Source organism: Rhizobium quercicola, from assembly GCF_021168455.1.
Taxonomy (GTDB): Bacteria; Pseudomonadota; Alphaproteobacteria; order Rhizobiales; family Rhizobiaceae; genus Ferranicluibacter; species Ferranicluibacter quercicola.
The window spans coordinates 106,947-129,734 of record NZ_JAJOZR010000012.1; the positions used below are offsets into that span (position 1 = coordinate 106,947).

At 65.5% G+C, this 22,788-nt stretch carries 23 protein-coding genes; 5 read left to right on the top strand and 18 right to left on the bottom strand.

Annotated features, from left to right (window positions below):
* Positions 1-36 precede the first annotated feature (36 nt).
* From LRX75_RS18240 to LRX75_RS18275, 8 genes are all read right to left on the bottom strand, one after another.
* Positions 37-732: a glycosyltransferase family protein gene (locus tag LRX75_RS18240; protein ID WP_231816096.1), complete on the bottom strand. Its 696-nt coding sequence runs from the start codon at positions 730-732 to the stop codon at positions 37-39.
* Positions 729-2,222 (bottom strand): glycosyltransferase family 2 protein, encoded by a 1,494-nt coding sequence (locus LRX75_RS18245; protein ID WP_231816097.1) that lies wholly within the window; start codon positions 2,220-2,222, stop codon positions 729-731. The genes LRX75_RS18240 and LRX75_RS18245 overlap by 4 nt, the downstream gene beginning before the upstream one ends.
* Positions 2,222-2,848 carry an HAD family hydrolase gene (locus LRX75_RS18250; protein ID WP_092932639.1) on the bottom strand — a complete coding sequence of 209 codons (627 nt, stop codon included), beginning with the start codon at positions 2,846-2,848 and terminating at the stop codon, positions 2,222-2,224. The genes LRX75_RS18245 and LRX75_RS18250 overlap by 1 nt, the downstream gene beginning before the upstream one ends.
* On the bottom strand, positions 2,845-3,498 hold the full coding sequence (locus tag LRX75_RS18255) for a PI-PLC domain-containing protein (protein ID WP_231816098.1): 654 nt from the start codon (positions 3,496-3,498) through the stop codon (positions 2,845-2,847). Before LRX75_RS18255 ends, LRX75_RS18250 begins: the two co-directional genes overlap by 4 nt.
* A gap of 95 nt (positions 3,499-3,593) precedes the next feature.
* Positions 3,594-3,893, bottom strand: a complete 300-nt coding sequence (locus tag LRX75_RS18260; protein WP_113151597.1) for a hypothetical protein — start codon at positions 3,891-3,893, stop codon at positions 3,594-3,596.
* Between the two features lie 701 nt (positions 3,894-4,594).
* A complete protein-coding gene (locus LRX75_RS18265) occupies positions 4,595-4,813 on the bottom strand; it encodes a hypothetical protein (RefSeq protein WP_231816099.1) in 219 nt (72 codons plus the stop codon).
* A gap of 712 nt (positions 4,814-5,525) precedes the next feature.
* Positions 5,526-5,735: a cold-shock protein gene (locus LRX75_RS18270; RefSeq protein WP_062469383.1), complete on the bottom strand. Its 210-nt coding sequence runs from the start codon at positions 5,733-5,735 to the stop codon at positions 5,526-5,528.
* 362 nt (positions 5,736-6,097) lie between these two features.
* Positions 6,098-7,669 (bottom strand): helicase HerA-like C-terminal domain-containing protein, encoded by a 1,572-nt coding sequence (locus tag LRX75_RS18275; RefSeq protein ID WP_231816157.1) that lies wholly within the window; start codon positions 7,667-7,669, stop codon positions 6,098-6,100.
* A gap of 304 nt (positions 7,670-7,973) precedes the next feature.
* On the opposite strand from LRX75_RS18275, the gene LRX75_RS18280 reads away from it, so the two are divergent.
* On the top strand, positions 7,974-8,360 hold the full coding sequence (locus tag LRX75_RS18280; RefSeq protein WP_231816100.1) for a DUF2780 domain-containing protein: 387 nt from the start codon (positions 7,974-7,976) through the stop codon (positions 8,358-8,360).
* A gap of 314 nt (positions 8,361-8,674) precedes the next feature.
* Here LRX75_RS18280 and LRX75_RS18285 read toward each other — a convergent pair whose 3' ends face one another.
* From LRX75_RS18285 to LRX75_RS18295, 3 genes are all read right to left on the bottom strand, one after another.
* A complete protein-coding gene (locus LRX75_RS18285) occupies positions 8,675-9,511 on the bottom strand; it encodes an aldo/keto reductase (RefSeq protein WP_231816101.1) in 837 nt (278 codons plus the stop codon).
* 209 nt (positions 9,512-9,720) lie between these two features.
* The gene (locus LRX75_RS18290; RefSeq protein ID WP_231816102.1) at positions 9,721-10,758 is read right to left on the bottom strand and encodes an aldo/keto reductase; all 1,038 of its coding nucleotides are present in this window, start codon (positions 10,756-10,758) and stop codon (positions 9,721-9,723) included.
* Positions 10,759-10,784: 26 nt separating this feature from the next.
* A complete protein-coding gene (locus tag LRX75_RS18295; RefSeq protein WP_231816103.1) occupies positions 10,785-11,969 on the bottom strand; it encodes an MFS transporter in 1,185 nt (394 codons plus the stop codon).
* A gap of 150 nt (positions 11,970-12,119) precedes the next feature.
* Here LRX75_RS18295 and LRX75_RS18300 point away from each other — a divergent pair, with 150 nt between their 5' ends.
* Complete coding sequence (locus tag LRX75_RS18300; RefSeq protein WP_231816104.1) at positions 12,120-13,058, top strand: LysR family transcriptional regulator; 939 nt, start codon at positions 12,120-12,122, stop codon at positions 13,056-13,058.
* A 173-nt stretch (positions 13,059-13,231) separates the two neighbouring features.
* Positions 13,232-14,062 (top strand): gamma-glutamylcyclotransferase, encoded by an 831-nt coding sequence (locus tag LRX75_RS18305; protein ID WP_231816105.1) that lies wholly within the window; start codon positions 13,232-13,234, stop codon positions 14,060-14,062.
* A gap of 924 nt (positions 14,063-14,986) precedes the next feature.
* Here LRX75_RS18305 and LRX75_RS18310 read toward each other — a convergent pair.
* The 7 genes from LRX75_RS18310 to LRX75_RS18340 form a co-directional block, all read right to left on the bottom strand.
* Complete coding sequence (locus tag LRX75_RS18310; protein ID WP_231816106.1) at positions 14,987-15,325, bottom strand: type II toxin-antitoxin system HicB family antitoxin; 339 nt, start codon at positions 15,323-15,325, stop codon at positions 14,987-14,989.
* Complete coding sequence (locus tag LRX75_RS18315; protein WP_231816107.1) at positions 15,322-15,558, bottom strand: type II toxin-antitoxin system HicA family toxin; 237 nt, start codon at positions 15,556-15,558, stop codon at positions 15,322-15,324. Before LRX75_RS18315 ends, LRX75_RS18310 begins: the two co-directional genes overlap by 4 nt.
* 55 nt (positions 15,559-15,613) lie before the next feature.
* On the bottom strand, positions 15,614-16,528 hold the full coding sequence (locus LRX75_RS18320; protein WP_231816108.1) for a cytochrome c: 915 nt from the start codon (positions 16,526-16,528) through the stop codon (positions 15,614-15,616).
* 252 nt (positions 16,529-16,780) lie between these two features.
* Positions 16,781-17,215, bottom strand: a complete 435-nt coding sequence (locus LRX75_RS18325; RefSeq protein ID WP_231816109.1) for a c-type cytochrome — start codon at positions 17,213-17,215, stop codon at positions 16,781-16,783.
* Positions 17,216-17,413: 198 nt separating this feature from the next.
* Positions 17,414-18,256: a class D beta-lactamase gene (blaOXA, locus tag LRX75_RS18330; protein WP_231816110.1), complete on the bottom strand. Its 843-nt coding sequence runs from the start codon at positions 18,254-18,256 to the stop codon at positions 17,414-17,416.
* Between the two features lie 104 nt (positions 18,257-18,360).
* Complete coding sequence (locus tag LRX75_RS18335) at positions 18,361-19,206, bottom strand: metallophosphoesterase (RefSeq protein WP_231816111.1); 846 nt, start codon at positions 19,204-19,206, stop codon at positions 18,361-18,363.
* A 501-nt stretch (positions 19,207-19,707) separates the two neighbouring features.
* On the bottom strand, positions 19,708-20,307 hold the full coding sequence (locus tag LRX75_RS18340; protein ID WP_092932672.1) for a superoxide dismutase: 600 nt from the start codon (positions 20,305-20,307) through the stop codon (positions 19,708-19,710).
* A 256-nt stretch (positions 20,308-20,563) separates the two neighbouring features.
* Here LRX75_RS18340 and LRX75_RS18345 point away from each other — a divergent pair, with 256 nt between their 5' ends.
* Positions 20,564-21,892: a hypothetical protein gene (locus tag LRX75_RS18345; protein ID WP_231816112.1), complete on the top strand. Its 1,329-nt coding sequence runs from the start codon at positions 20,564-20,566 to the stop codon at positions 21,890-21,892.
* A complete protein-coding gene (locus LRX75_RS18350) occupies positions 21,889-22,680 on the top strand; it encodes a COG3904 family protein (RefSeq protein WP_231816113.1) in 792 nt (263 codons plus the stop codon). Before LRX75_RS18345 ends, LRX75_RS18350 begins: the two co-directional genes overlap by 4 nt.
* The last annotated feature ends 108 nt before the right edge of the window (positions 22,681-22,788 follow it).

A 22,788-nucleotide genomic window follows, 5' to 3' on the forward strand; every position in this document is an offset into this window, starting at 1 on the left:
TCTGCACATTGCAGGCGGATGTCACAGAAACGCCCGTCACGCGTCGTGAAAGATTTTGCCTGCGGGGCGACAGTCCCGGATATGCGGCGCAATAACGGAATGTCCGTCCGCGATGACGCCGTTGATCATCGGGCAGATGAACAGGCTGCCTTTATGGGCGAGTTCGTCGCGGTGGGCGATGCTGTGGGCACTGGCTCCCAGAAAGATTTCGATATTCCGGAACATATAGACGCCGGCCGAGGCATGGCCCGAGATCACCTGCTTTTCGCGCGCCCCGGTGACGAGCCCGTCGCTGATCGTCAGATAGCTGTAGCACGGCTCGCTTGAGGCAAAGACGGGAACGATGGCTCCGTATGCGCCTTGGGCGAACAGCGCGGCGGGATCGGCCGGACCTTCGTGAAAGAGAACGTCGGCGAGATCGACGATGAGCGGTTCATCCGCCGGTACGAGAGCCGTCGCGGCAAGACAGGAAAACAGGGCGCCGGCGCTTAGATGCGACAGCGTGACGATTCGGCATCCGGGCCAGGCGTCCTTCAGGAAGGCGACGAGATCGAGGTGCGCCGTCGTCTCGCGGACGACGAAGACATAGTCGCTCGGCGCTAGCAGGGACGCCCAGGCGCGCGGCCGCAGCGCGGCCTCGATGAGGGGTGTTCCCTCATGATTCACCAGCGGCCGAAGGCCGTGTCTCTCGCTCCACAAATCCGGGCCGGCCAGCGGCACGATGCACTTCATGCGATCTTGCGCAGCCCGAGATAGGCGTCGAGATCGCCGGGCGTCCCGATGCCGTGCATCGCGGTTGCCGCGATTTCGTAGACGCCGATCTTGCCACCGCGGCGCTGCAGATAGTTGTAGACGGGGCAGACGTAGAACTCGTTGTTCGAGCGGTCGTTGGCGGTGATCATGTCGATCGACGCATCGATGAAGGCCTGGGCGCGTCGGAAATAGTAGATGCCGACGGTCGCCAGATCGGAAATCGCCACCTTCTCGCGAACCTCTTCGACATATCCGTCGTCGTTCGTGCGCGCGAAGGACCATTTCGGATCCCGATGGACGTCACGGAAGCAGAGGATCGAGCCGTCGAGATCACGCCGCGTGGCGTCCTCCAGAAAGGCGCTGCAGTCGAAATCGACGATCTGGTCGCAGTTGGCGATCATCAGCGGCGCGTCGGGATCGAGATGCGTCCGCGCCGTCAGCACCGTGCAGGCGGCGCCCTCGGTGGTGAAATCGATGGGGGAGAACACGAGATCGCCGCGGCGCAGAAGACCCTCGACCACCTGCGGTTCGGCCATCAGATGGTCACGACGGGCGATCAGCACGAAGCGTCCGTTCTCGACGCGCAGATTGTCCATGACCCGCTCGATCATCGTTGCGCCATCGACATCGATGAAGGGCTTCGGCTTGGCGTAGCCTGCCTGCGAAAACCGGCTGCCGAGGCCCGCCATGGGAATGACGACTTGAACGGCCGGGCTCGACTGCGGCAGCGGCGCGATACGGCCCTGATTCTCGGCCTGGTACAGTTCGACGCGCTTCGGGGAGTAGAACGAAACGTAGCTTGCCGCGGAAACTTCGAACTGCACGATGCGTCCGCCGGACAGCACGACCTCGTTGAGGACGGGAGACAGATAGTATTTCCCGCCGATCGGGTCCGACTTCAGCAGGCAATCCTGCGCGAGGGCCACGAACTGACGACCTTTGCGGAAGTAATAGTAGCCAGCAATGGCCTTGCGGCTGAGCACGCGTTTTTCCGCCGTTTCCACGACGCGGCCGTCGGCATCCTCGCGCACATAGGACCAGCGCGGATGGACGGAGGGGAATGTCACCACGCCGGCATCGGCGTCCGAATGATAGAAGGCATCCGCGATGGCGCCGAGATCGGCATGGATGATCTGGTCGCCGTTGCAGATGACGAGAGGTTCGTCGTCGTCGATATGGTCGACGGCCATCAGTGCGGAGCAGATGGCGCCCATCGTCGGGTTGCCGAGCTCGATGACGATGCAGCCGTCTCCGGCGACCAGCTTCAGGATCGAATCCAGGCTGTATTCGAGCACGTCCTGCCGCAAGGCGATGAAGATGAAGCGTGCCGAAGGGTCGCGCTTGCGAATGCTTCCGACGACGAGCGCGATCATCGGAACCCCGTCCACCTCGATCAGAGGCTTGGGAAAATGAAAGTCTTCCTTGGGGAACAGGTCGTCCTTCGACGCGATCGGAATGAGATATCTCATCAGTGAACGGCCTCTATTGCTGCGATTTCTTTGCCGATGCGGTCGTAATTGACGTCGTTGACGGAACCGACGACCATGACATGCGCGCCGGAGGCGCGCGCTGCCTGGATGCCGTGCTCGTTGTCCTCAAGGATCAGGCACTCATGGGGCTGCAGCTTCAGCCGCTCGATCGCCGTGAGGTAGATTTCCGGGTGCGGCTTCGCCTTGGCCACGTCCTGGTTGGAGAGCAGGAAATCGAGATATTTGAGAAGGTTGGACTGCTGCATCATGGCTTCGACCGTCGAGCGCACGGAGTTCGAGCAGACGACAAGACGCTTGCCCTCCCGCTGCAGGCGACCGAGCGCGTATTCGTGGTGGAAGACGGGCCGGCACTTTTCCACGATGACCCGGTAGGTCATCTGCTGCTTCAGCGTGTTGAGAAAGTCATGCAGCTTGGGCGACAGGCCCCGCGTGCGCGAAAGCATTTCGAGCTTCTTGCGCGTCGGCAGACCGTCATAGACCGCCAGGTGTTCCGTGCGACTGATGTTCAGGCCGAACACGGCCAGCGCGTCGTTCAGCGTCTCGTAATGCCACTCCTTGGCATCGATGAGAACGCCGTCCATATCAAAAAGAACCGCCTTGATCATGACTTCCCACCGTTAGGCCCCCCGGGCGCTATGTCCAAAAATTCCGCGGCCCTGTCGGGCAGGTCCGTGCAGATCGAAAGGTCGTCGCCCCGCAGCCCGCGCCACAGTGCCCAGGCCGCTGCCGGATCGCGGCCATGCAGTTCCGGCGAGACGAGCGCCACTTTCTTGCCGGCGGCACGGTGCCGCTCGATGATGTCCGGCGTGATCCAGTCGTCGAAGAATGCGTCCAGCCAGACGCCGTCCGCCCGGTCGTAAAAGGCCGGAACGGGTTCGATCTCGGAGTGTCGAGTGTAGCTCGAAAAGCCTGCACGCAGATAGCCGAGAGCGTCGGGAACGGCCATGTCGAAGCAGAAGAGATCGGACACGCCGGAGCGGTCGAGGGCCGAGCGGATCGCCCCCTGCAGGCCGTCAGCCTTGATGTTGAGCGCGATCGCGCCGGCCTGCGCGTGCGCCTTGTGCAGGTCCAGAAACCCGTCCAGATCCATGCCGCTGTCGCCAATCGGCATGTCGTGCGAGATCTTGAGGAGACCATTCTGGTCGCGGACGTCGGTCTCGACGCCAAAGCCATGCTCGAAGGCACGGCGGAAGGCTGCTTCCGTATTCTTTTCGGCCGGAGCATGCCACCAGCCGCGATGCGCGAGAATCTTCATAGGTCCACTCGTCGGCAGCACGAAAGGCGTGTGGTCTGTGCTGTGTGACGAAGTCTATGAGGTGGAACTTGTACGAGGCTGGAAGGGAGGCCCCCTCACGCGTCCTCGCCCGCTCCGTTCATCAGGGCGTTGCGCACGAGGCCGCATTGGCCGTTCTGGGTCGAGAGGAGGGTGACGGGGTCGACGAGGCCGGCGGTGACGCCCAGTGCGTTGGCGGCGGCCCAGCCCCAGTTGTCCTGCGCCATCTGCAGCAGGCGGGGGCCTTCGGCCGAGATGCAGGCGCGTCCGGCCTCGATCAGCGCGGCGGAGGGCATGCCCTGCAGGCGGTCGGTCAGTTCGGCCTGAAGCGGCGTGACGACGAAAATGGCGAAGAGGTAGCTGATGAAGTCGGACAAGGGGGTCTCCTGGCAAGACTCCATAGATGGTTACGCATATTGCGGATGCAAGGAGAGGCGGGGAGGTCTCGTGCGCCAATGTCCCGCGCGGGCGGGCTCATCGTCCGACGGCCAGACCGCCACATCGTACGATCTTGCGAATGTCAGGAAATCCGTACATTCATAGACGTTCGAAAAGGGGAGGGTCCGTTGGCCCCTGTGCATTTGGCCCCTGTGCGTTTGGCCCCAGTGCACGTGACGGAGTTCAGCCGAACATCGCGACATATGTCGACGCCGTCATCGGATCGCGTGCACTGCTGCTTGTCACCCGGCAGGGATCGGAGGCGCTGGTTCTCATGATCGAGGGTGAGGACGATAGCATGCAGGAAACGCTGCATCGTCTCTCCACGCAAGCGATTGCGATCGACTGCGAACGAGCTTGGCGCAGCTTCGTACGGGAGACGTGATCGAGAGAGGCCCTATCTCGTAAGACGGCTTCCGGTCGATTGCCGCGCGATGGCAGCGTTATGGTGTCGAGCGATGCCAGCCCCTGCCGTCGTGCTCGCCTTGTGCCGAGGATCCGCTGCACCATCCGCGATCTGGAGGACCATGGTGTTTGCGGTGCCGGCATCAGATGCTCCGGACGGGCCCGAGCATGACGGCGGTGAGGGGGGAACGGTTGCCCGACACCAGAACGTGGCATTGATGAGCCGGAAACCGCCTCACGCCTTCTTGCGGGGCTTGGCGACCTTTTTCACGGGCGCTTCGGGCGCGGTCTGGCTGGCTTCCTGGGCGATGCGGGCCTGCTTCAGCCGCTCGGTCTTGGCGCGGCGCTGGGCGGCTTCCACCTCGATGATGGATCGGGAGGCCGAATCGGTCTGCGTGGCTTTGGCGTTCGCAGGGCGGGTTTCGGTCTTGAACAGGCGGTCGGCGGGAACCAAGGCGTTCTCCTTCGGGAGTATCGGTGAGGCGTCGGAGGCCGGTCGGCCACGATCGCGCAGTCTGGTGTCGGTGTCTGTCGATCCTGCCCCGCCTCCGATGCCTGCCGCGTCGTCGTTCGCAGGCCCGTTCCGGATGTAAAGTGCCGACATACGCAATGTTATGAAGAGCTTACTGCATTACACCGGAAATCGAAAGCGCCAGGGACAGGAAATACAGGGCGAAACCGGCGGTCGAAGCATGCCGGCCGGCCGGCTGCGGCCATTCGGCGAGAAGGGCAGGCTGAACCGCAAAGCGCGCCAATGGACATGTCCGATACGGATCGAGGTCTCTCGATGCCCGGTTCGGATGTCGAACAACCGTTCGGTCTCCCCTGCGTCATTCGCGGCCTTGTGCCGAGAATCTGCTGTCGTCCCCGCAGATGCCATGCTCCCCCGGATCGCGGGCCGCGCATCGGCTGGGAGGTCGATAGCTGAGCACTGCCATCACGATGCCATCAGCCGAAAGCCGCAGGAGAATGGTCTCCGAGCCGGCGGGTCCGGCTCGATCCTGTCCCGCGGGAGCCGGAGATCGCAAGGCGCACCGAACGCAACGACGACCCATGCCCATAGGAAAGTCACAAAAAAAGGCCGGGAAATTCCCGACCTTCTCGATATCGTCTCGACGGTTTCTGCCAGTACATCCGTGGTCAGGCGCCGGAAACGAAATTCCGTCTTAGGCTGCGGACAGGTTGTCGGCAGCGCTCTTGCCGCTACGACGGTCCTGAACGATTTCGAAGTTGACCTTCTGGCCTTCGTTCAGCGAACGCATGCCGGCGCGCTCAACGGCCGAGATGTGGACGAAAACGTCGCTTGCGCCGTTGTCCGGAGCGATGAAGCCGAAGCCCTTGGTTGCGTTGAAGAACTTTACGGTACCTGTTGCCACGACGTGATTCCTTTTCAATCGTGATGAAGTTTCGCTCGCAGTGTGCGGGCGGTGATAGATCGACGTTGAAAGAGAAGATTGAACGGCGCGTTGCGCGGGAGCAAAGCTCAAAATGCAAGATCGATAGCCAAGAGATAGACGATCCCCCCGGCAATTGCAAGTCGCCCTGTCAAAATTTGCGGGTCTCCCTCGCGGCCTCGGGCCGGCAAGGCCTTGGAAAAACGGGCAAATGCCGGCCGTCGATCTGTTCGGGGCAGCCCCGGAAACTCCGTCCGGTTCAGTGCGAACCCGCCGGACGTTCGATTCTTCCGTCCCCGCTCGTCTCCCGGGGATGGCCGGATTTTCCGCGTCCCTGACGAGCGCTAGCGCTTCAGGCTGCCGAGAATGCCGCGCACCAGGGCCCGGCCGAGCGAGGAGGCGACCGTGCGTGCCACGGTCTTCATGGCGGCTTCCACCACCGTTTCGCGCTGATAGCCCGCACTGCGCGGCCGGGCGGCGGTGCCGGCGCGTGCGGGCTTCTGCGCGGGTGCGTCCGCATCGCCGAAGCCCGGCAGCGTCCAGCGGCTGCCGCCGGTGGCGGGCGCGTCCGGTGCCTCCGCCTCGCGCGCGGCCTCCGCCTGCTGGCTCGCCTTGGCGGCGCGGGCGGCGAGGATCTCGTAGGCCGATTCGCGGTCGACATCCCGGTCGTAGACGCCGGCGACGGGGCTCTGCGCCATCACCTGTGCCCGCTCGGGCTCGGTCAGCGGCCCGACACGGGCGGAGGGCGGGCGGATCAGCGTGCGCTCCACCATGGAGGGCGAGCCCTTGCCCTCCAGCGTCGAGACCAGCGCTTCCCCGGTCGAGAGCGTGGTGATCACCTCGGCGCAGTCGAAATCCGGATTCGGGCGGAAGGTTTCGGCGGCGGTCTTCACGGCCTTCTGTTCGCGCGGGGTATAGGCGCGCAGCGCGTGCTGCACCCGGTTGCCCAGCTGCGCCAGCACGGTTTCCGGCACGTCGAGCGGGTTCTGGGTGACGAAGTAGACGCCGACGCCCTTGGAGCGGATCAGGCGCACCACCTGCTCGATGCGCTCCAGCAGCACCTTCGGCGCGTCCTTGAAGAGAAGATGCGCCTCGTCGAAGAAGAACACCAGCCGCGGCTTTTCCGGGTCGCCCACCTCCGGCAGTTCCTCGAACAGCTCCGACAGCAGCCAGAGAAGGAAGGTGCCGTAAAGCCGCGGGTTCATCATCAGTCTGTCGGCGGCCAGCACCGAGATCGTGCCGCGACCGTCCGGCGTCACGCGCATGATGTCGGTCACCTTCAGCGCCGGCTCGCCGAAGAAGTGCTCGGCGCCCTGCTGCTCGAGAATCAGCAGTTCCCGCTGGATCGAGCCGACGGAGGCTTTGGAGATCAGCCCGACGGTGGACGACAGCGCGCTCGCATTCTCGCTCATATAGGTCAGCAGCGCGCGCAGATCCTTCAAGTCGAGAAGCGGCAGCCCGCCTTCGTCGGCGATCTTGAAGGCGATGTTGAGCACGCCCTCCTGCGCATCCGTCGCATTCATCAGCCGCGACAGGAGGAGGGGCCCCATCTCCGACATGGTGGTGCGCACGCGGTGGCCCTTTTCACCGTAGAGATCCCAGAAGATCACCGGAAACTGGGTGAACTCGTAAGGGTCGAGCCCGATCTCGGCGGCGCGCTTGAGCAGGAAATCCTTGGGCTCGCCCCGGGCGGCGATGCCGGACAGGTCGCCCTTGATATCGGCGCAGAACACCGGCACGCCGGCGCTCGCAAAGCCCTCGGCCAGCACCTGCAGCGTCACCGTCTTGCCGGTGCCCGTGGCACCCGTCACCAGCCCGTGGCGGTTGCCGTATTTGAGCGTCAGGTATTCGCCCTTGTCGAGCGTGTCGTCCGGCTTGCGGCTCGTGCCGAGGTAGAGCATTCCGGGCTGCAGCATTGCCATATCGGGGATCCATTCGCTTGTTTGTGCGCGATACTATACGTTGCCCGTGGGCAGACAAGCCGGCAAGCCGCCAGGCACGCACGCTGTGCATATCGTCACGCACACCGTCACGCGGAAGGCACATGGGCGGGCAGGCAAACGCGCCCGCCGGTGCCGGCATTGCGGTCTGCGGGCGGCCGCTTTACCATGCGGCACGGTTTCGCCGAGACCGGGCGAAAAGCGCCGCGAGACGGCTTGATTTCTCCCGCCATCCCTTTACGTTGACGTGAACGTTAGAACGCTTGCCGAGGAGAAGAGCATGAGCGAACTGGTCACCCGCGTATCCGATAATGTCGGCATCGAGCCGGACAAGGCGGAAAAGGCGATCGGCATGATGTTGGGCTTCCTGCAGCGCGAAGCCGATGCCGGCCCCGTCGCGCGCATGATCGAAGCCGTGCCCGGCGCGCCGGAGCTGGTCGCCCGCTTCAATGGCGAAGGCGCCAAGACCGGCCTGCTCGGCAAGGTCATCGGCGCCGTCGGCGGCGGCGTCATGGCGCTCGGCCAGCAGTTGATGGGCCAGGGCCTCTCCATGGGCGAAATCACCGGCCTCGCCAAGGAAACGCTGGCCTACGCCCGCGAACACGCCGGCGACGAAACGGTGGATGCGGTGATCAACTCGGTCCCGGGTCTGCGCCAGTTCGTTTGAGGGCGGTTTCGTCTGAGGGAGAGGAGCGCTGCTTCCGGCGGTCCTCATCCGTCTATAACGCCTCGGGCAGCGATGCACACGGTTCAGCCCTATGACGATGCATCTGGACCCATGGCGGTCATTCGTCGCGGCCCACGCCACCCTCCCTTATCCTCGGGCTTGTCCCGAGGATCTGATAACGTCAACATATACAAAGCGTTGCAGATGCTCGGGACGAGCCCGAGCATGACGGACGGGAACGTTCTGGCCCCACCACCGCGGGCCATGAAGCCCGTGGTGTGTCTCGCTGGATCGCAATGGCGGCAAGCCGGCCTTTACGCCGCCTCATCCCACGTCGGCGCGAGATGCCCCGGATTGACGATGCGGCCGTCGGGGCGGGCGAGTGCGTGGATGGCCGCCATCTCCTCGTCCGACAGCGCGAAATCGAAGATGCCGATGTTTTCGGCGAGCCGTGCTTCGGTCGCGGTCTTCGACAGGGTGATCACGCCGTCCTGCTGGATCAGCCAGCGCAGCACCACCTGTGCCGCGGTCTTGCCGTGGCGGCTGGCGATGTCGTTCAGCAGCGCCTCCTTTGGCACCCGGCCGTCGGCCATGGCGTAGTAGGCGGTGATCGACTGGCCCAGCGCGCGGGCCGTCTGCAGCACTTTCGACTGGTCGATATAGGGGTGATACTCGATCTGGTTGGTCACCAGCGGCGCCGCCGAGAGGCGGCTCGCCGCGCGCATGTCGTCTGTGTTGAAATTGCTGATGCCGATATGCCGCGTCTTGCCGGCCTTGACCGCGGCATTCAGGCCCTCGATCTGTTCTTCGAGCGGCACGGAGCTTCCGCGCGGCCAGTGCAGCAGCAGCAGATCGACATGGTCGGTCTTCAGCTTCGTCAGGCTCTCGTCCACCGACTGCGCGAAGCTCGACCGGGCGTATTTCTCCGGCCAGACCTTGGTCGTCAGAAAGATCTCGTTGCGGGCAACGCCGGACTGCTGGATCGCCGTCCCCACCTCCGCCTCGTTGCCGTAGATCTGGGCCGTGTCCACATGGCGAAAGCCGTGCTGGATGGCCTTCGGCACGATCTGGAGAACCTCCGGTCCGGGCATGCGGAAGGTCCCGAAACCGAGCGCGGGGATCTCGGCGCCATTGGCTTTGACGATGTTCATGGGTCTGTCTCCTGGGTCGAAAGAGCCCGGCCTCTGTGCGGCCAGGCGGGGAAGGGGGGTGCGCTGATCCTCCACAAGAGGATGCTGAAATCCCGCCAAGGGATTCTCCGCGCTGGTTTTCCGGTCGGCCAACGCGCCGTCCGGAGAGAGATGTAATGGGACCGGGCCGCGGAAGGTTCCCATAAAGGCCGGCCCCTGCGGAAACCGGATCACGCGGTCAGCGGTGGATCCAGCCGGGCGAAGCCTTCCTGCCTGCGATAGGGGAAATGCGGATAGGGTGCCGTCACCGTGCTTGCCGCATCCAGAACACGAATCTGCTCGGCGCTGAGCTGCCAGCCGATGGCGCCGAGATTGTCGAGAAGCTGTGCCTCGTTGCGGGCGCCGAGGATGACGGAGGCGACCGTCGGGCGTTGCAGCAGCCAGTTGATCGCCACCTGCGGCACGGTCCTGCCCGTCTCCTTCGCCACCGCATCCAGCGCATCGATCACGCGATAAAGGTGATCGTCCTCGACCGGTGGCCCGAACGCCGCGGTCGCGTGCAGGCGGCTCGTTTCCGGCACCGGCCGGTCGCGGCCGATCCTGCCCGTCAGGCGACCCCAGCCGAGCGGGCTCCAAACGAGGGCGCCGAGCCCCTGATCCTTGCCGAGCGGCATGAGATCCCATTCGTAGTCGCGGCCGAGGAGGGAGTAGTAGACCTGGTTTGCGACATAGCGCGGCCAGCCATGTTTTTCGGCGACGGCGAGGGACTTCATGATCTGCCAGCCGGCAAAGTTGGAAATACCGACATAGCGCAGCTTGCCCGCCCGCACGAGCAGGTCGAGCGTGGCCAGAACCTCCTCGACCGGCGTCGACGCGTCGAAGGCGTGCAGCTGGAAAATGTCGATCACGTCGGTTCCGAGCCGTTGCAGGGCGGCGTCGACGCTGCGGATCAGCCGGCTGCGCGAGGTTCCCGCCGCGTTCGGGCCGTCTCCCATCGGCAGGCCGGCCTTGGTCGAGATCAGCACCTTGTCGCGCCGTCCCTTGATGGCCGCACCCAGAACCGTCTCGGAGGCTCCGTTGGAATAGACATCGGCTGTGTCGAACAGCGTGACGCCCGCGTCCAGGCAGATATCGACCAGTCTGCACGCTTCGGTCTCGCCGGCCGTGCCCCAGGCGCCGAACAGGGGGCCGGAGCCGCCGAAGGTGCCAGCGCCGAAGCTGAGCACGGGAACGTTCAGGCCGGATCGGCCGAGGGTGCGGTGGTCCATGGAGGTTGTCCTTTCGAAAGGGGAAGTCAGGCGCAAGCGGGCTTCAGCGTCTTTTCGCGTCCGTCGAGCGATGCGCTGATAACCGTCAGCCCCAGCGCGCCCAGCACCATCAGCGCGCCGACCCAGGGCGTGGCCCCGAGCCCCAGCGCGGAGGCGACGGTGAGGCCGCCGATCCAGGCGCCGGCGGCGATGCCGAGGTTGAAGGCGGCGATATTCAGCGCCGAGGCGACATCGACGGCGGCCGGGCGGTGCTGGCGCGCCAGTTCCACCACGTAAAGCTGCAGGCCGGGCACGGTGGCGAAGGAGAGGAAGCCGAGCGCGGTCAGCGTGACGAGGGCAGGAATGGTGGCACTGGCCGTGAAGGTGAGGAGCAGCAGAACCAGCGCCTGGGCCGCGAAGAGAACGGCGAGCGCCTTGACCGGATGGCGGTTGGCGAGCCGCCCCCCGGCAAGGTTGCCGGCCGCGATCGCCAGCCCGTAGAGCACCAGCACGAGGCTGACGGCGGAGGCGGACAGGCCGGTGATCTCTTCGAGCAGCGGCGCGAGATAGGTGAAGGTGACGAAGGTCCCGCCATAGCCGAGCGCCGTCATGCCGAAGACGAGGAGCAGGCGGCCGCTGCCGAGAACCTTCACCTGGTCGAGGATCCGGGCCGGCGGGCTGGAGGGCAGATGGGCCGGCAGCAGCAGCGCGATGGCGGCCAGGGCGATGAACCCGAGACCGGCCACGGCCAAGAAGGTAGCGCGCCAGCCAAAAGTCTGCCCGATCAGCGTGCCGAGGGGCACGCCGGTGACGATGGCGACCGTCAGGCCCATGAACATCATGGAGATGGCCGAAGCCCGCCGGTTCTCCGGCACCAGCCCCGCCGCAATCGTCGCGCCGACGGAAAAGAACACGCCATGCGCAAAGGCCGAGAGGACACGCGCGACAAGGAGGAGACCATAGCCGGGCGAGACCGCCGCCAGCCCGTTGCCGACGATGAAGAGCGCCATCAGCCCGAGCAGCAGCGGTTTGCGCCCGATGCGCCCGGTCAGCGCGGTGAGGATCGGCGCGCCGAAGGTGACGCCGAGTGCATAGATCGAGACGATGAGACCGGCCATCGGCAGGGTGATGCCGAGGTCGCGGGCGACCGTCGGCAACAGGCCGACGATCACGAATTCGGTGGTTCCGATCGCGTAGGCCGCAATCGTCAGGGCGAAGAGAGCAAGGGGCACAGGCAGCCTCCGTGAGGTGGGAAAGGGGTGCGCGGCGATGGCGTTTCGGAGCCGGCCGCTGATCTGACGACGATATAGACGCTGCCCGCTTGTGCGATAATCCGGCCTATCGGATAATCACCTGTGATTTGAATTCATGAGCGGTGACCCATGGACAACAGAGCGGGCGAGATGGAGGTCTTCGTGGCGGCGGTGGAGGGCGGCGGCTTTTCGGCCGCCGGCCGCCGGCTCGGCCTGTCGCCCTCGGCGGTCAGCAAGCTCGTTGCAAGGCTGGAGGACCGGCTGGGAACGCGGCTTCTGGTGCGCACCACCCGCACGCTGCAGCCGACGCCGGAGGGCGCGCTCTATCTGGCGCGCGCCCGCACCATCCTCGCCGAGATCAACGAGACGGAGCGCCTGATCGCCAGCGGCACGCAGGCCGTGCCGCGCGGCGTGTTGCGGGTCAGCGCGCTGATGGCCTTTGCCGAGCGCTTCATCCTGCCGCTGATCGGCGAGTTCCACAGCCTCTATCCGCATGTCCTCATCGATCTGTCGCTCAGCGACGATGTGGTGGATCTCGTCGGCGATCGCACCGATATCGCCATCCGGTCCTCCGGGGCCCTTCGCGATTCCTCCCTGAAGACGCGGAAACTGCTCGACAGCCACCGCCTGCTGGTGGCCTCGCCGGCCTATCTCGCCCGGCACGGCACGCCGCAGGTGCCGGCCGATCTCGCCCGCCACGCCTGCATGGGCTTCAACATTCCGGGCATGCGGGCGGAATGGCCGTTTCTCGACCCGGCGACCGGCGAGACGATCCGGCGGCCGTTCGAGCCGGCGGTTCTCGTCAATGCCGGCTTCATCATGCGCCGGCTCTGCCTCGATGGCGTCGGCATCGGCCGCATCGGCGCCTTCCACATCCAGCCGGATGTCGATGCCGGCCGCCTCGTGCCGCTGCTGCAGGCGCACCGCCCGGCCGATCGCGAAACGATCCACGCCGTCTTCGCCAGCCATGAACACCTCGCCGCGCGCATCCGCGCCTTCATCGATTTTCTCGTCGCCCGCATCGATCCGGTCGGCGGCGTCCTGCCCGAAGACGGCCCGACCCCTTGAGACGCGTCCTCTGCCACCTTACGTCAGCCCGTCGTCGCCGCCGCGCACCGGTCGCGTGCGAAAAACGGCGCGTCATCGACGCCGCCGGTGCCCCGCCGTCTTGACAGACGAACCGCTCCGGCCTCCGATAGGGGCAGGAGGAGCGTTCGATGTCCGCAAGGAAACGTGCTTCCATGTCCAAGAGTCCCTCCGCAACATCGCCTGCATCGCCGCGTGCCGCGCCGCGCCGGATGTCGCTGACGCCGGAGCTGGTGGCGCTCTGTTATCGCGAGGAGGAAGATCCCGGGCTGAACGCGCGGTGGACGCCGATGGAGGACGAGGATTACCGGGCGCTCGCCCTTACACTCGATGCGCAATCCGGCGGCGCGCCGCTCTGGGTCTTTGCCTATGGCTCGCTGATCTGGAAGCCGGAATTCTCTTCGGTGGAAAGCCGCCGCGCCACCGCCTATGGCTGGCACCGCGCCTTTTCGCTGAAGATCGACCGCTGGCGCGGCTCGCGCGCGGCGCCGGGGCTGATGATGGCGCTGGAGCGGGGCGGCCGCTGCGACGGCGTCATCTACCGTCTGGCCGACGACGACCGCATCGCCCAGATCGAGCGCCTGCTGCGCCGCGAGCTCTCCGCCCGCGAAACCGTCTCCACCGTCCGCTGGATGCCGGTCAGCACGCTGGAAGGGCCCGTCAAGGTGCTGGGTTTCTGGCTCGGATCGACCGGCCACGACGCCGTCTCCCGCCTGCCGCTCGAAGAGGTCGCCCGCATCCTCGCCCGCGCCTGCGGCCATGTCGGCTCCTGCGCCGAATATCTCTACAACACCGTCCTCCACCTCGAAGCCGTCGGCATCCGCGACCGCAACCTCTGGCGCCTCCAGGCCCTGGTCGCCGACGAGATCCGCAACCTCCACGGCCACCCTTCCGCGCCGCAAGCCCTGCGCGGGGAAGCGAAGGCCGCGCTGGAGGCGGCGCCCATGGCGAAGATCGATGGCGAAAAGGCGCGCGATCCGGTTTGAGCGCGGCAATTCGCTTTTAGAGGATGACGTACCATCCATCCCCGTCATTCCGGCCTTGAGCCGGAATCCCGTGTATCGGGAATGTGTTATAGACGATGTAGGAGGAAGGACGTCGGAATCCTGGTCTCTAAAGACCGTTTGGTGGATTTTGGGCCTCCGCCCACCCTTGATAATCCTAACCTGAACAGTTGATGGAGGCCGTGAACCCGGGCCTTGAGGCACAGGATGAGGCTCGCCATGATGCAACCTGTTTCTATCGGATGCGATGTCGCCAAGGCTTATCTTAATATCGCCGACGGTCAGACCAAGGATGGAGATCCGCATGCACAATGCAAAACCTGGCATTGGCGAATGGCTCGATACGCTTGCCGGGCGCGATGTCGTCATCATCTTGGAAGCGACAGAACGCTATGACAGATTCCTGCGCGAGCCGCTGGACGAGCGCGGTACTCTGTATTCCCGCGCTAATCCCGCAAGAGCCCGCGAATTTGCCAGGGCCATCGGCAGATGGTTAAGACCGACGGGGTCGATGCGTAGATGCTGGCGTGGATAGGAAAAACACCTTCGCCCCTCTCAGCAGAAGGGTCGATCCAGCCCGGCAACGGCTGAAAAGCTTGAATACGCGGCGGGATCAACTGGTCGCACTGCGTGAGTAGTGGCGCCTTCGCCTCGCCCGCAAAATGCTGACAATCGCAAATGCCACCATAAGGGATAAAACTCCATTCAAAGCAGCTTAAACCGATCCTGACGATACAGTTGCCAGCCGTTCACGTCCGTAAGATGAAACGAATCTTTTGACCTGACGGACGTCAGGTCGCGGCATTCCAGCTCAAGGCCGGAATGCCTGGTCGGTCCTTCAAAATCGCACGGTTGCAGAACGAATTTGCGTGGCTTTCGCTTTTGACCGTAACGGCAGTCATCAGATCAGGCATCTTCCGTCGCAGCCTCCGCCAGCACTTCGGCGGCCCACTGATTGAGGCTCTTGCCGGCGAGTGCTGCCGCGCGGGCGGCCTTGGCGTGGATCTCGGGATCGACGCGGAACATCATGCGGCCGGAATAGGGTTTTTGCGGGTCCTTGCCGGCCTTGGCGCAGGTCTCGATATAGTCGTCCACGGCGTCGTGGAACGCGGCTTTCAGGTCGGAGACCGTGTCTGCGTGAAATCCGACGCCATCGGTGATGCCGGCGAGACGGCCGAAGAAGATCTCGTCCTCGGCATCATATTCCACCCGCGCGAAATAGCCCTTGTGCGACATGACGTTCATGGTTGACCTCCCATACGCTTGATAAAATCACGCGCCGCTCGAACCTGATAGCGCTTGGCTTCCTTCTCCGGATGCGGACGGTGAAAGCTTTCGATCTCGGACCCGCAGACGAACCTTACACGGGACCCCGATCCTTCGAGAACCTTGCAGCCGAGCGCGATCAGCAGTGCTTCGATATCCGCCCATGCGATCGTTCCGGACACGGGGTCCGCGAGAACGGCCTGCAGGATCATGCGATGCCGGTCGTTCCTGCCGCATCCTGGCTTGTGCTTGCACTTTCTGCAAGCGCTACCGCGCCGGCACCGCCTTCAGATAGGCGGCGATTGCCTCGCGGTCGGCGGCGGGGAGTTTGGCGATGTTCTGCAAGACCTCGGCCATGGAGCCGCCGGCGCTGTCGAAATCCGGGGTGAAGCCGGTTTCGAGATAGGTGGCGATGTCGGCTTCCGACCAGGCGGCGATGGCCTTCGAGCCGGGCGTGATGTTGGGGATCTGCCCCTCGCCGTCCGGGTTTGGCGCGCCGGCGAGCCAGAGGTCGGTTCGGAAGCCGCCGAGCGCGTTGCGCGGCGTGTGGCATTCGCCGCAATGGCCGGGGCCCTCGACGAGATACTGGCCGCGCACCAGCTTCGCATTCGCCTGATCGACCGGCACGCGCGGCTTGTCGCTGTAGAAGAGCAGCTTCCAGCCGCCGAGCGACGCCCTGATATCGTAGGGGAACGGCAGGTCGTGCGGCGGGGCGACGTTTTCGCTCTTCGGCAGGGTCTTGATGTAGCCGAACAGGTCGTTGAGGTCCGTCGGCGTCAGCCGGGCATAGGAGCCGTAGGGAAAGGACGGGTAGAGATGCTCGCCATCCGGGCCGACGCCGCGCGTCATGGCATCGCCGAACTGGGCGAGCGTCCAGCGGCCGATGCCGGCGGCCTCGTCGGTGGAGATATTGGGCACATGGAAGGTGCCGAACGGGCTTTTGAGTGGGAGGCCGCCGCTCAGCACCAGCTTGGCGTCACCCTGCGCGCCCGGTGCGGCGTGGCAGCTGGTGCAGCCGCCGGCCCAGAACACCTGCTCGCCTTTCGCGAGATCCGGCGCGCCGAGCCCGTCCCAATGTGCGGCCGGCCAGCGCTCGGGCTTGGTAACGAACCAGGCGCCGCCCGCGACCACGACGCCGAGGAAGAGGACGGTCGAGACGAGTTTGCGCGCGCGACGGGCCATGCGGCGGCTCCTTGTTGTCAGAGGCTGTCAGGTTCGATCTGTTCGGTTGCGCCGGCCGTTTCGGGATCGCCGGTTCCGCCGATCCCTGACGAACGCCACAGCGCCGGGCCAGACCCCGACCACCCGGCCGACGGGACTGGGCAACCGGTTCTCCGGCGACGTCTGGCCTTGCCGGATGCCGGCGGCCTCCCGCGCGGGCGCGGACTGCCGTAATCGGCAAAGGCAGGGCGGAGGTTCGTCCCGGTCTACCGCTTACTTCTTGACGCGGTAGACCTGATGACAGTCGCCGCAATGGGGGCCGAGCTTGCCGAGCGCGGCACCCACGCCGGCCGGATCGGCGGGCAGCTGCGCCAGCAGCGTGTCGGCATCCGCACCGAGGCTCGCGGCCTTGGCGTCGAAATCAGCCTTGTTCTCCCAAATCTTCGGGCTCGCCTCGGAATTGGCTTCCGACCCCGCCGGGAACTGATTCGGAAACGCCTTGATGCTGGTGCTGATCGCGGTCAGCGACGCCTTCACCACGTCGGCATCATAGGGCTTCTGGCCCTTGGCGATGGCCGAGAGCGCGCCCATGGAGCCGCCGATCTTCTTCATCAGGCCTTCGCGCACCTCTTGCGGCTCGGCGGCCGTCACGGCACCGGCGGCAAGGCCTGCCAGCGCCGCGGCGAGAAACAGGGTTCTCAGTTTCATGGGAGTCCTCTCTGGTGGCGACGCCCGTTGCAGGCGCCCGTTCCGACATGCGTGACCGACGGACATGGCCCGATCCCGCCCGACCGATGTCAGGCCGGAATCCGGTCATTTCGTCGCAGGCATCTTGGCATCTTCCCGCCGCGGTGAAAGTAAAATTTTCGCGACATTTCAAGCCCGCAACAGGCGATGGACAGGTTGTCAGGGGCGCAGGGTCTTCGAGAGCGCAGGCCATTGCGCAAACAGCGCGTCGCGCGTCAGCACGCCCGGCGAGGTCTGCGTCTTCTCCCGCGTGCGGATCAGCCGGGCGAAGACCACGGTCCTGTCCGTCGCGCCATCCGGCTCGGCCCAGCCGACATACCAGCCCCAGCCATGGGCATAGTCGAAGCTGCGATCGGCGTTGCGCGGAAAGGCAGCGCCGGTCTTGCCGTGGATCGTCCAGCCGCCGACGGCGCGGCTTTCCACGATGCGCTTCGTCTTCTCGACCGCTTCGGCCCCGACCGGCAGCGTGGCGTTGACCAGCCCGCGCAGGAACGCGACCTGCTCGCGCGGCGAAACCTGCAGCGACGAGGCGATCCAGGCCCGCTCCAGCCCGTTGTCGAAACCCGGATCGCCGGAGAGGTCGGCATTGCCGTAGTGGAAACGCTGGAGATAGCGCTCCGGCGTCTCGCGGCCGAGCGCGCGCGTGATACGCTGCGAATACCAGACGACGGAATAGCGCATCCAGTCGGCCGGGTTCGTATCCCGCAGCCAGTTGGCCCCGCCCCAGTCCGGATCGCCCTTTTGATAGGACAGCACCGGGGTCGCCGCATCCTTGAGGAAACCGGTGTCGTAGCCGATCAGCGCCAGCGGGATCTTGAAGGTGGAGGCCGGCGTCGTGCGGGTGGCGCAGTCGCCCTCCTCGATCAGCACCTTGCCGGTGGCGGCATCGAGCATGATCGTGCAGGTGACATCGACATCGCTGGCCGCGAAAGCGGCGGTGGCGGCGAAAGCGGCGGTGGCGGAGAGAGCGAGCAGGCCAAGGGCGAGAACGGGACGACGCAAGCCGGGTTTCCTTTCAGGACAGGACGATGCCCGCAGCATCCGGGGAAACCGGGCATCATTGCGGCGGCAATGGCGGTGCATTCGCAGACTTTTAAAATCTCCGCTTACGTTTCCGCCCGGATCACCCGGCTGTCCTCCCGCCCGAAACCCTCGATCTCCAGCCGGTTCTCGTAGAGGCTGACAATCGCGAAGGCGTTCCGGTCGGGCGTATCCACCATGCCGCGGAAGGTGACGTAGTGCGTGCCGTCGCGCGTCACGGTGTTGCCGGCATGGTTGTGGCCGCAAAGCCAGGCGCGCACGTTCGGATAGTCCCGCAGCGTGTCGAGCAGGCGCTGCGCGTCCCAGAGGTCGTGCGCGTTTTCGGGGGCGACCGGGTAGTGGCAGAGGATGACGACCGGCTCGCCGTCGTCGCGGGCCTGGTCGAGCACCTCGACAAGCCAGGCGAACTGCGCCTCGCTCAGGCCCCCGTTCCAGCGCTCGGCATTGATGGCGCCCGCCGCCGTCAGCGCCTGCAGCCGGGCCTTCGCCTGCTCGCGGCGCGGATGACCCTTCGGCACGGCGAACAGGCTGACCTCGCTGCCGTCGAGAATGACGAGGCGATGCCCGGCGACGAGGAGATCGTGATAGGGCGCCGGCATGCCGAGGCGGCGGTGCACATCGCCCAGATGCTCCGGCGCCACCGAGAAATCGTGATTCCCGGGCAGGAACAGCGCCTTGTGCCGCAGACGGCGGTAGACCGCCAGCGCCGGATCGAAGCTTTCCCAGTCCCGGTCGATCAGATCGCCGAGCGTGACCACGGCATCCAACTCACGCCCGTTGAACACCGCGATCGCCTCCTCCAGCTTGCCGAGCGACTGGCGGAAGTGGCGGTCGAGCGCGAGGTTCGGCGCGAGATCGGCATATTGCGGATCGGCGATGATGCCGAGGCGGAGGACGGGGTTTTCGGTCATGAGGGCGAGGTAGCGAAGGGGGATGACAGAGGGATGACAGGCTGTCGGCAGGAAGAGCCACAGTGGAGGCGTCGCGACACGATGAGCACGGCGTGAAGCCAAACGGTCATCCGAAGGTACCGCTCAGTTTGCCGATAAGCTCCGTTTTCGCACAACATCGTCCTCGACCGGCTGCGGACGATCCGCCGACGTGAACGAGATCACATCGTTGCAGATACTCGGGACAAGCCCGAGTATGACGAAAGGAGGGCGAGACATCCAACGGTTCCATGACGACCGAGAACGCGGAACCCGAAGGCCTCGCCCAGTCTACCGACACGCTTGCCGTCTCCCGAAACGTCATCCTCGGCCTTGTGCCGGGGTTCTGTTAACGTCAACGAATGCAGGACGTTGCAGATGCTTTTGACAAGCCCGCGCATGACGGAAAACAGAGTTGCGCACTTTGTCAGACAGAAAAAAAGCGGGACCCAAAGGCCCCGCTTTTCCCAGTCCCGTGCCTGATCAGGCTGCCTTTTCGTAAAGCTCCAGGACGTAGTCCCAGTTGATCAGGTTGTCGATGAAGGCTTCGAGGTACTTCGGGCGCGCGTTGCGGTAGTCGATGTAGTAGGAGTGTTCCCACACGTCGACGCCCAGAACCGGGGTCGCGCCGTGGACCAGCGGGTTTTCGCCGTTCGGGGTCTTGGCGATCTGCAGCTTGCCGTCCTTGACGGCGAGCCAGGCCCAGCCGGAGCCGAACTGGCCGACGCCGGCCGCGATGAAGTCGGCCTTGAACTTGTCGTAGCCGCCGAGGTCGGACTTGATGGCCGCGTCGAGCTTGCCCGGCAGGGACGTGCCGCCGCCGCCCTTCTTCATCCACTTCCAGAAGTGGAGGTGGTTGTAATGCTGGCCGGCATTGTTGAAGAGCGGCTGGTTGGTGCCGTAGGACTTCTTGACGATCTCTTCGAGCGACAGATCGGCAAGGCCGGCCTCTTCGGCCAGCTTGTTGCCGGCCGTCACATAGGCCTGGTGGTGCTTGTCGTGATGATATTCGAGCGTCTCGCGCGACATGAAGGGCGCAAGCGCATCGTAGTCATAGGGCAGCGGGGGAAGTTCGAAAGCCATGGCGGTTCTCCTCTTGGCATCGGAATTCATTCACGAAATCGTCAGGGGGAACATAGGCACCCCGGCCATGCGAGGCAACCGGCGCCATCGCTAAATTCATCGCCTCCGGCGAAATGGTTTTCTCTCGCGCCCGCTTCACGTCTGCGTCATCGGGCGCCGGTCGGCACCGCGAAGGCCCGGCGTGCCGGACGTCCGGCCTTCATTTCGCCCGTTTCTTAAGCCCGTGTTAAGACTTTCAAAACCAGGGGAATCCTCCATGGCGCTTGGCGCTTCGCATCGATTGCAGGACGGCATCGAAGCCGTCGAGACCATGACGCGTTTCGCGCTGGCCGTGCTGGCGCTCGCCTCCGGCGTCTATACCTATCTGGGCGTCCGCTCGATCCTCGACGGGTCGGCGACGGCCGTCTTCTTCGCCGCGATGATCTATTCCTGCGCCGTCTCCGTCGCAATCTACGCCTTCTGGACCTATATGGCGCGGTTCTACCCGCATGTGACCAGCCGTTCGGGCCGCACCGGCATGCTCGGCATCATGGCGCTCGGCTGCGTCATGATCATCGCCATGGCGAGCTGGCTGAATGCGGCGGCGCTGGCCGGCTCCGCCGCCGTCGAGCAGCATCTGGCCGAGACGATCGAGGACTACACGGCCGATCTCGACAAGGCGCACCAGAACGCGCTCGCCGCCCAGAGCCTGCTGCCGGATATTCAGCGCACCTCCGAGCGGTTCCAGCGCCTGTCGGACCAGGAACAGCGGAGCGGCGCCCTGACCGGCACGACCGGGGCCGGCAGCGTCGTGCAGCTGCTGGCGCAGATGGCCGCGCAGCTGCGCGAGCTGCAGGCCGGCATCGCGGCCTCGCGCGACCGGGTGGAAAGCCTCTTTACCGAAGGTCAGGGCCGCATCTCTACCATGCGCGGCCTCCTGTCCTCCCCCGGCGCCATCGAGCCGCGGGCCGATTCGTTTTCCACGGAGGCGGTGGCGCTGACGGGCACGATCGCCGCGCTCGAGCAGACCTCGATTGCCGGCTCGGTCAAGCGTGCGGCCGACGATCTCTCGCTCGGCTTCATCGCACCGGTGGCGAGCGGGCTGGAACCCGACCTCATCAACCGGCAGGACCAGGTGATCGCGACGATCCGCAGCTCGGTCGCCGCGCAATCGAAGGTTCTGTCGGATGCCGCAGCCGAGATTCTGAAGCGTCCGCCCGTGGAGGAACGCCGCTTCGTGCCGCTGTCGGCGGCCGCCGCCGTGCTCGTCTATGCCGCCGACTTCATTCCGAGCTGGGCCGGGGCGATCTCGATCGACCTCCTGCCGGCCGTGCTGGTGTTCATGCTGGCCATCGCGCATGCGTCGCTCCGCCGTCAGGAGGAGAGCCTGCCGTTTGCTGCCCGCATCACCGCGGCCGAGCTGCTGGCGGCGATGGAGGTGCAGCAGGCCCTCGCCCGCAGCGGCGTCGATCTCGAGGCTCTGGCGCGCCGGGAGGCCGCGCCGGCTGCGGACGACGTGGCCGACGAGCCCTCCAACATCACCAGCCTCGATCTTCCGGCAAAGGGAACGCGCATAGGCCCGCAGGGCAAGGCGCCACAGGCATGAGACCGACGGCAGGCGGCGCCATAAATGCCCTGACGCGCTTTTCCGCGAAAGTGGACGACGGGCAGATGATGCGCGCCTTCTTCTACATCCTGCTCGCGGCGGCCCTCGTCTTCGTGGTCATCGATTTCCGTGAGATCGCGAGCCAGAACGCCGCCGCCGCGCTCGATCCGGCCAACCCGATGCGCGAACCCGTGTTGCCGCCGGCGCTGACCACCGGCGAGCCGGAGGACGCCCCGGGCGAGGTGAAGACCGACCCGGAAACCCTGAAGCAGGCCATCCGCTTCGAGCTGCAGCCGGGCGGCGTGATGCTCGCCAAGGGCGCGATCGACCCCGGGGCCGCGGCGCGCTTTGCCGCGGAGATCGAGGCGCGCGGGGAATATGTGAAGGTGGTGCAGCTGGATTCGCCCGGCGGCTCCGTCAGCGATGCGCTGGCCATGTCGAAGCTGATCCGCGACCGGCAGCTGAACACGCTCGTCGAAAAAGGCGCGCTCTGCGCCTCTTCCTGCCCCATCGTGCTGTCGGGCGGGGTGGAGCGGACGGTGGCCGAGGGCGCCGTCGTCGGCGTGCACCAGATCTACAACGGCACGCGCGAGACGCTATCGCCCGAGATGGCCATGGCCGAAGCCCAGCGCACCACCGCCACCATCACCCGCCACCTCGACGCCATGGGCATCAAGCCCGGACTGTGGCAACGCGCCATGGAAACGCCGCCGGACCGGCTGGCCTATCTCAGCGTCAAGGAGATGCGGGAGATGGGCTTGATCCGTGGGGCGGAGGGTGTGCGTTAGCCGTTGGGTGCGTCGGTGGGTGTGGCTGCCCCTCATCCGGCTGCCGCCACCTTCTCCCCGCCAAGCGGGGAGAAGGGACCTGGGGCGCGGCTTCTGCCCCTATCATCA

Coding starts and splice junctions, on each gene's coding strand:
- LRX75_RS18240 (WP_231816096.1), bottom strand. CDS start 732: ATGAAGTGCATCGTGCCGCTGGCCGGCCCGGATTTGTGGAGCGAGAGA.
- LRX75_RS18245 (WP_231816097.1), bottom strand. CDS start 2,222: ATGAGATATCTCATTCCGATCGCGTCGAAGGACGACCTGTTCCCCAAG.
- LRX75_RS18250 (WP_092932639.1), bottom strand. CDS start 2,848: ATGATCAAGGCGGTTCTTTTTGATATGGACGGCGTTCTCATCGATGCC.
- LRX75_RS18255 (WP_231816098.1), bottom strand. CDS start 3,498: ATGAAGATTCTCGCGCATCGCGGCTGGTGGCATGCTCCGGCCGAAAAG.
- LRX75_RS18275 (WP_231816157.1), bottom strand. CDS start 7,669: ATGCTGCAGCCCGGAATGCTCTACCTCGGCACGAGCCGCAAGCCGGAC.
- LRX75_RS18280 (WP_231816100.1), top strand. CDS start 7,974: ATGAGCGAACTGGTCACCCGCGTATCCGATAATGTCGGCATCGAGCCG.
- LRX75_RS18285 (WP_231816101.1), bottom strand. CDS start 9,511: ATGAACATCGTCAAAGCCAATGGCGCCGAGATCCCCGCGCTCGGTTTC.
- LRX75_RS18290 (WP_231816102.1), bottom strand. CDS start 10,758: ATGGACCACCGCACCCTCGGCCGATCCGGCCTGAACGTTCCCGTGCTC.
- LRX75_RS18300 (WP_231816104.1), top strand. CDS start 12,120: ATGGACAACAGAGCGGGCGAGATGGAGGTCTTCGTGGCGGCGGTGGAG.
- LRX75_RS18305 (WP_231816105.1), top strand. CDS start 13,232: ATGTCCAAGAGTCCCTCCGCAACATCGCCTGCATCGCCGCGTGCCGCG.
- LRX75_RS18310 (WP_231816106.1), bottom strand. CDS start 15,325: ATGAACGTCATGTCGCACAAGGGCTATTTCGCGCGGGTGGAATATGAT.
- LRX75_RS18315 (WP_231816107.1), bottom strand. CDS start 15,558: ATGATCCTGCAGGCCGTTCTCGCGGACCCCGTGTCCGGAACGATCGCA.
- LRX75_RS18320 (WP_231816108.1), bottom strand. CDS start 16,528: ATGGCCCGTCGCGCGCGCAAACTCGTCTCGACCGTCCTCTTCCTCGGC.
- LRX75_RS18325 (WP_231816109.1), bottom strand. CDS start 17,215: ATGAAACTGAGAACCCTGTTTCTCGCCGCGGCGCTGGCAGGCCTTGCC.
- LRX75_RS18335 (WP_231816111.1), bottom strand. CDS start 19,206: ATGACCGAAAACCCCGTCCTCCGCCTCGGCATCATCGCCGATCCGCAA.
- LRX75_RS18340 (WP_092932672.1), bottom strand. CDS start 20,307: ATGGCTTTCGAACTTCCCCCGCTGCCCTATGACTACGATGCGCTTGCG.
- LRX75_RS18345 (WP_231816112.1), top strand. CDS start 20,564: ATGGCGCTTGGCGCTTCGCATCGATTGCAGGACGGCATCGAAGCCGTC.
- LRX75_RS18350 (WP_231816113.1), top strand. CDS start 21,889: ATGAGACCGACGGCAGGCGGCGCCATAAATGCCCTGACGCGCTTTTCC.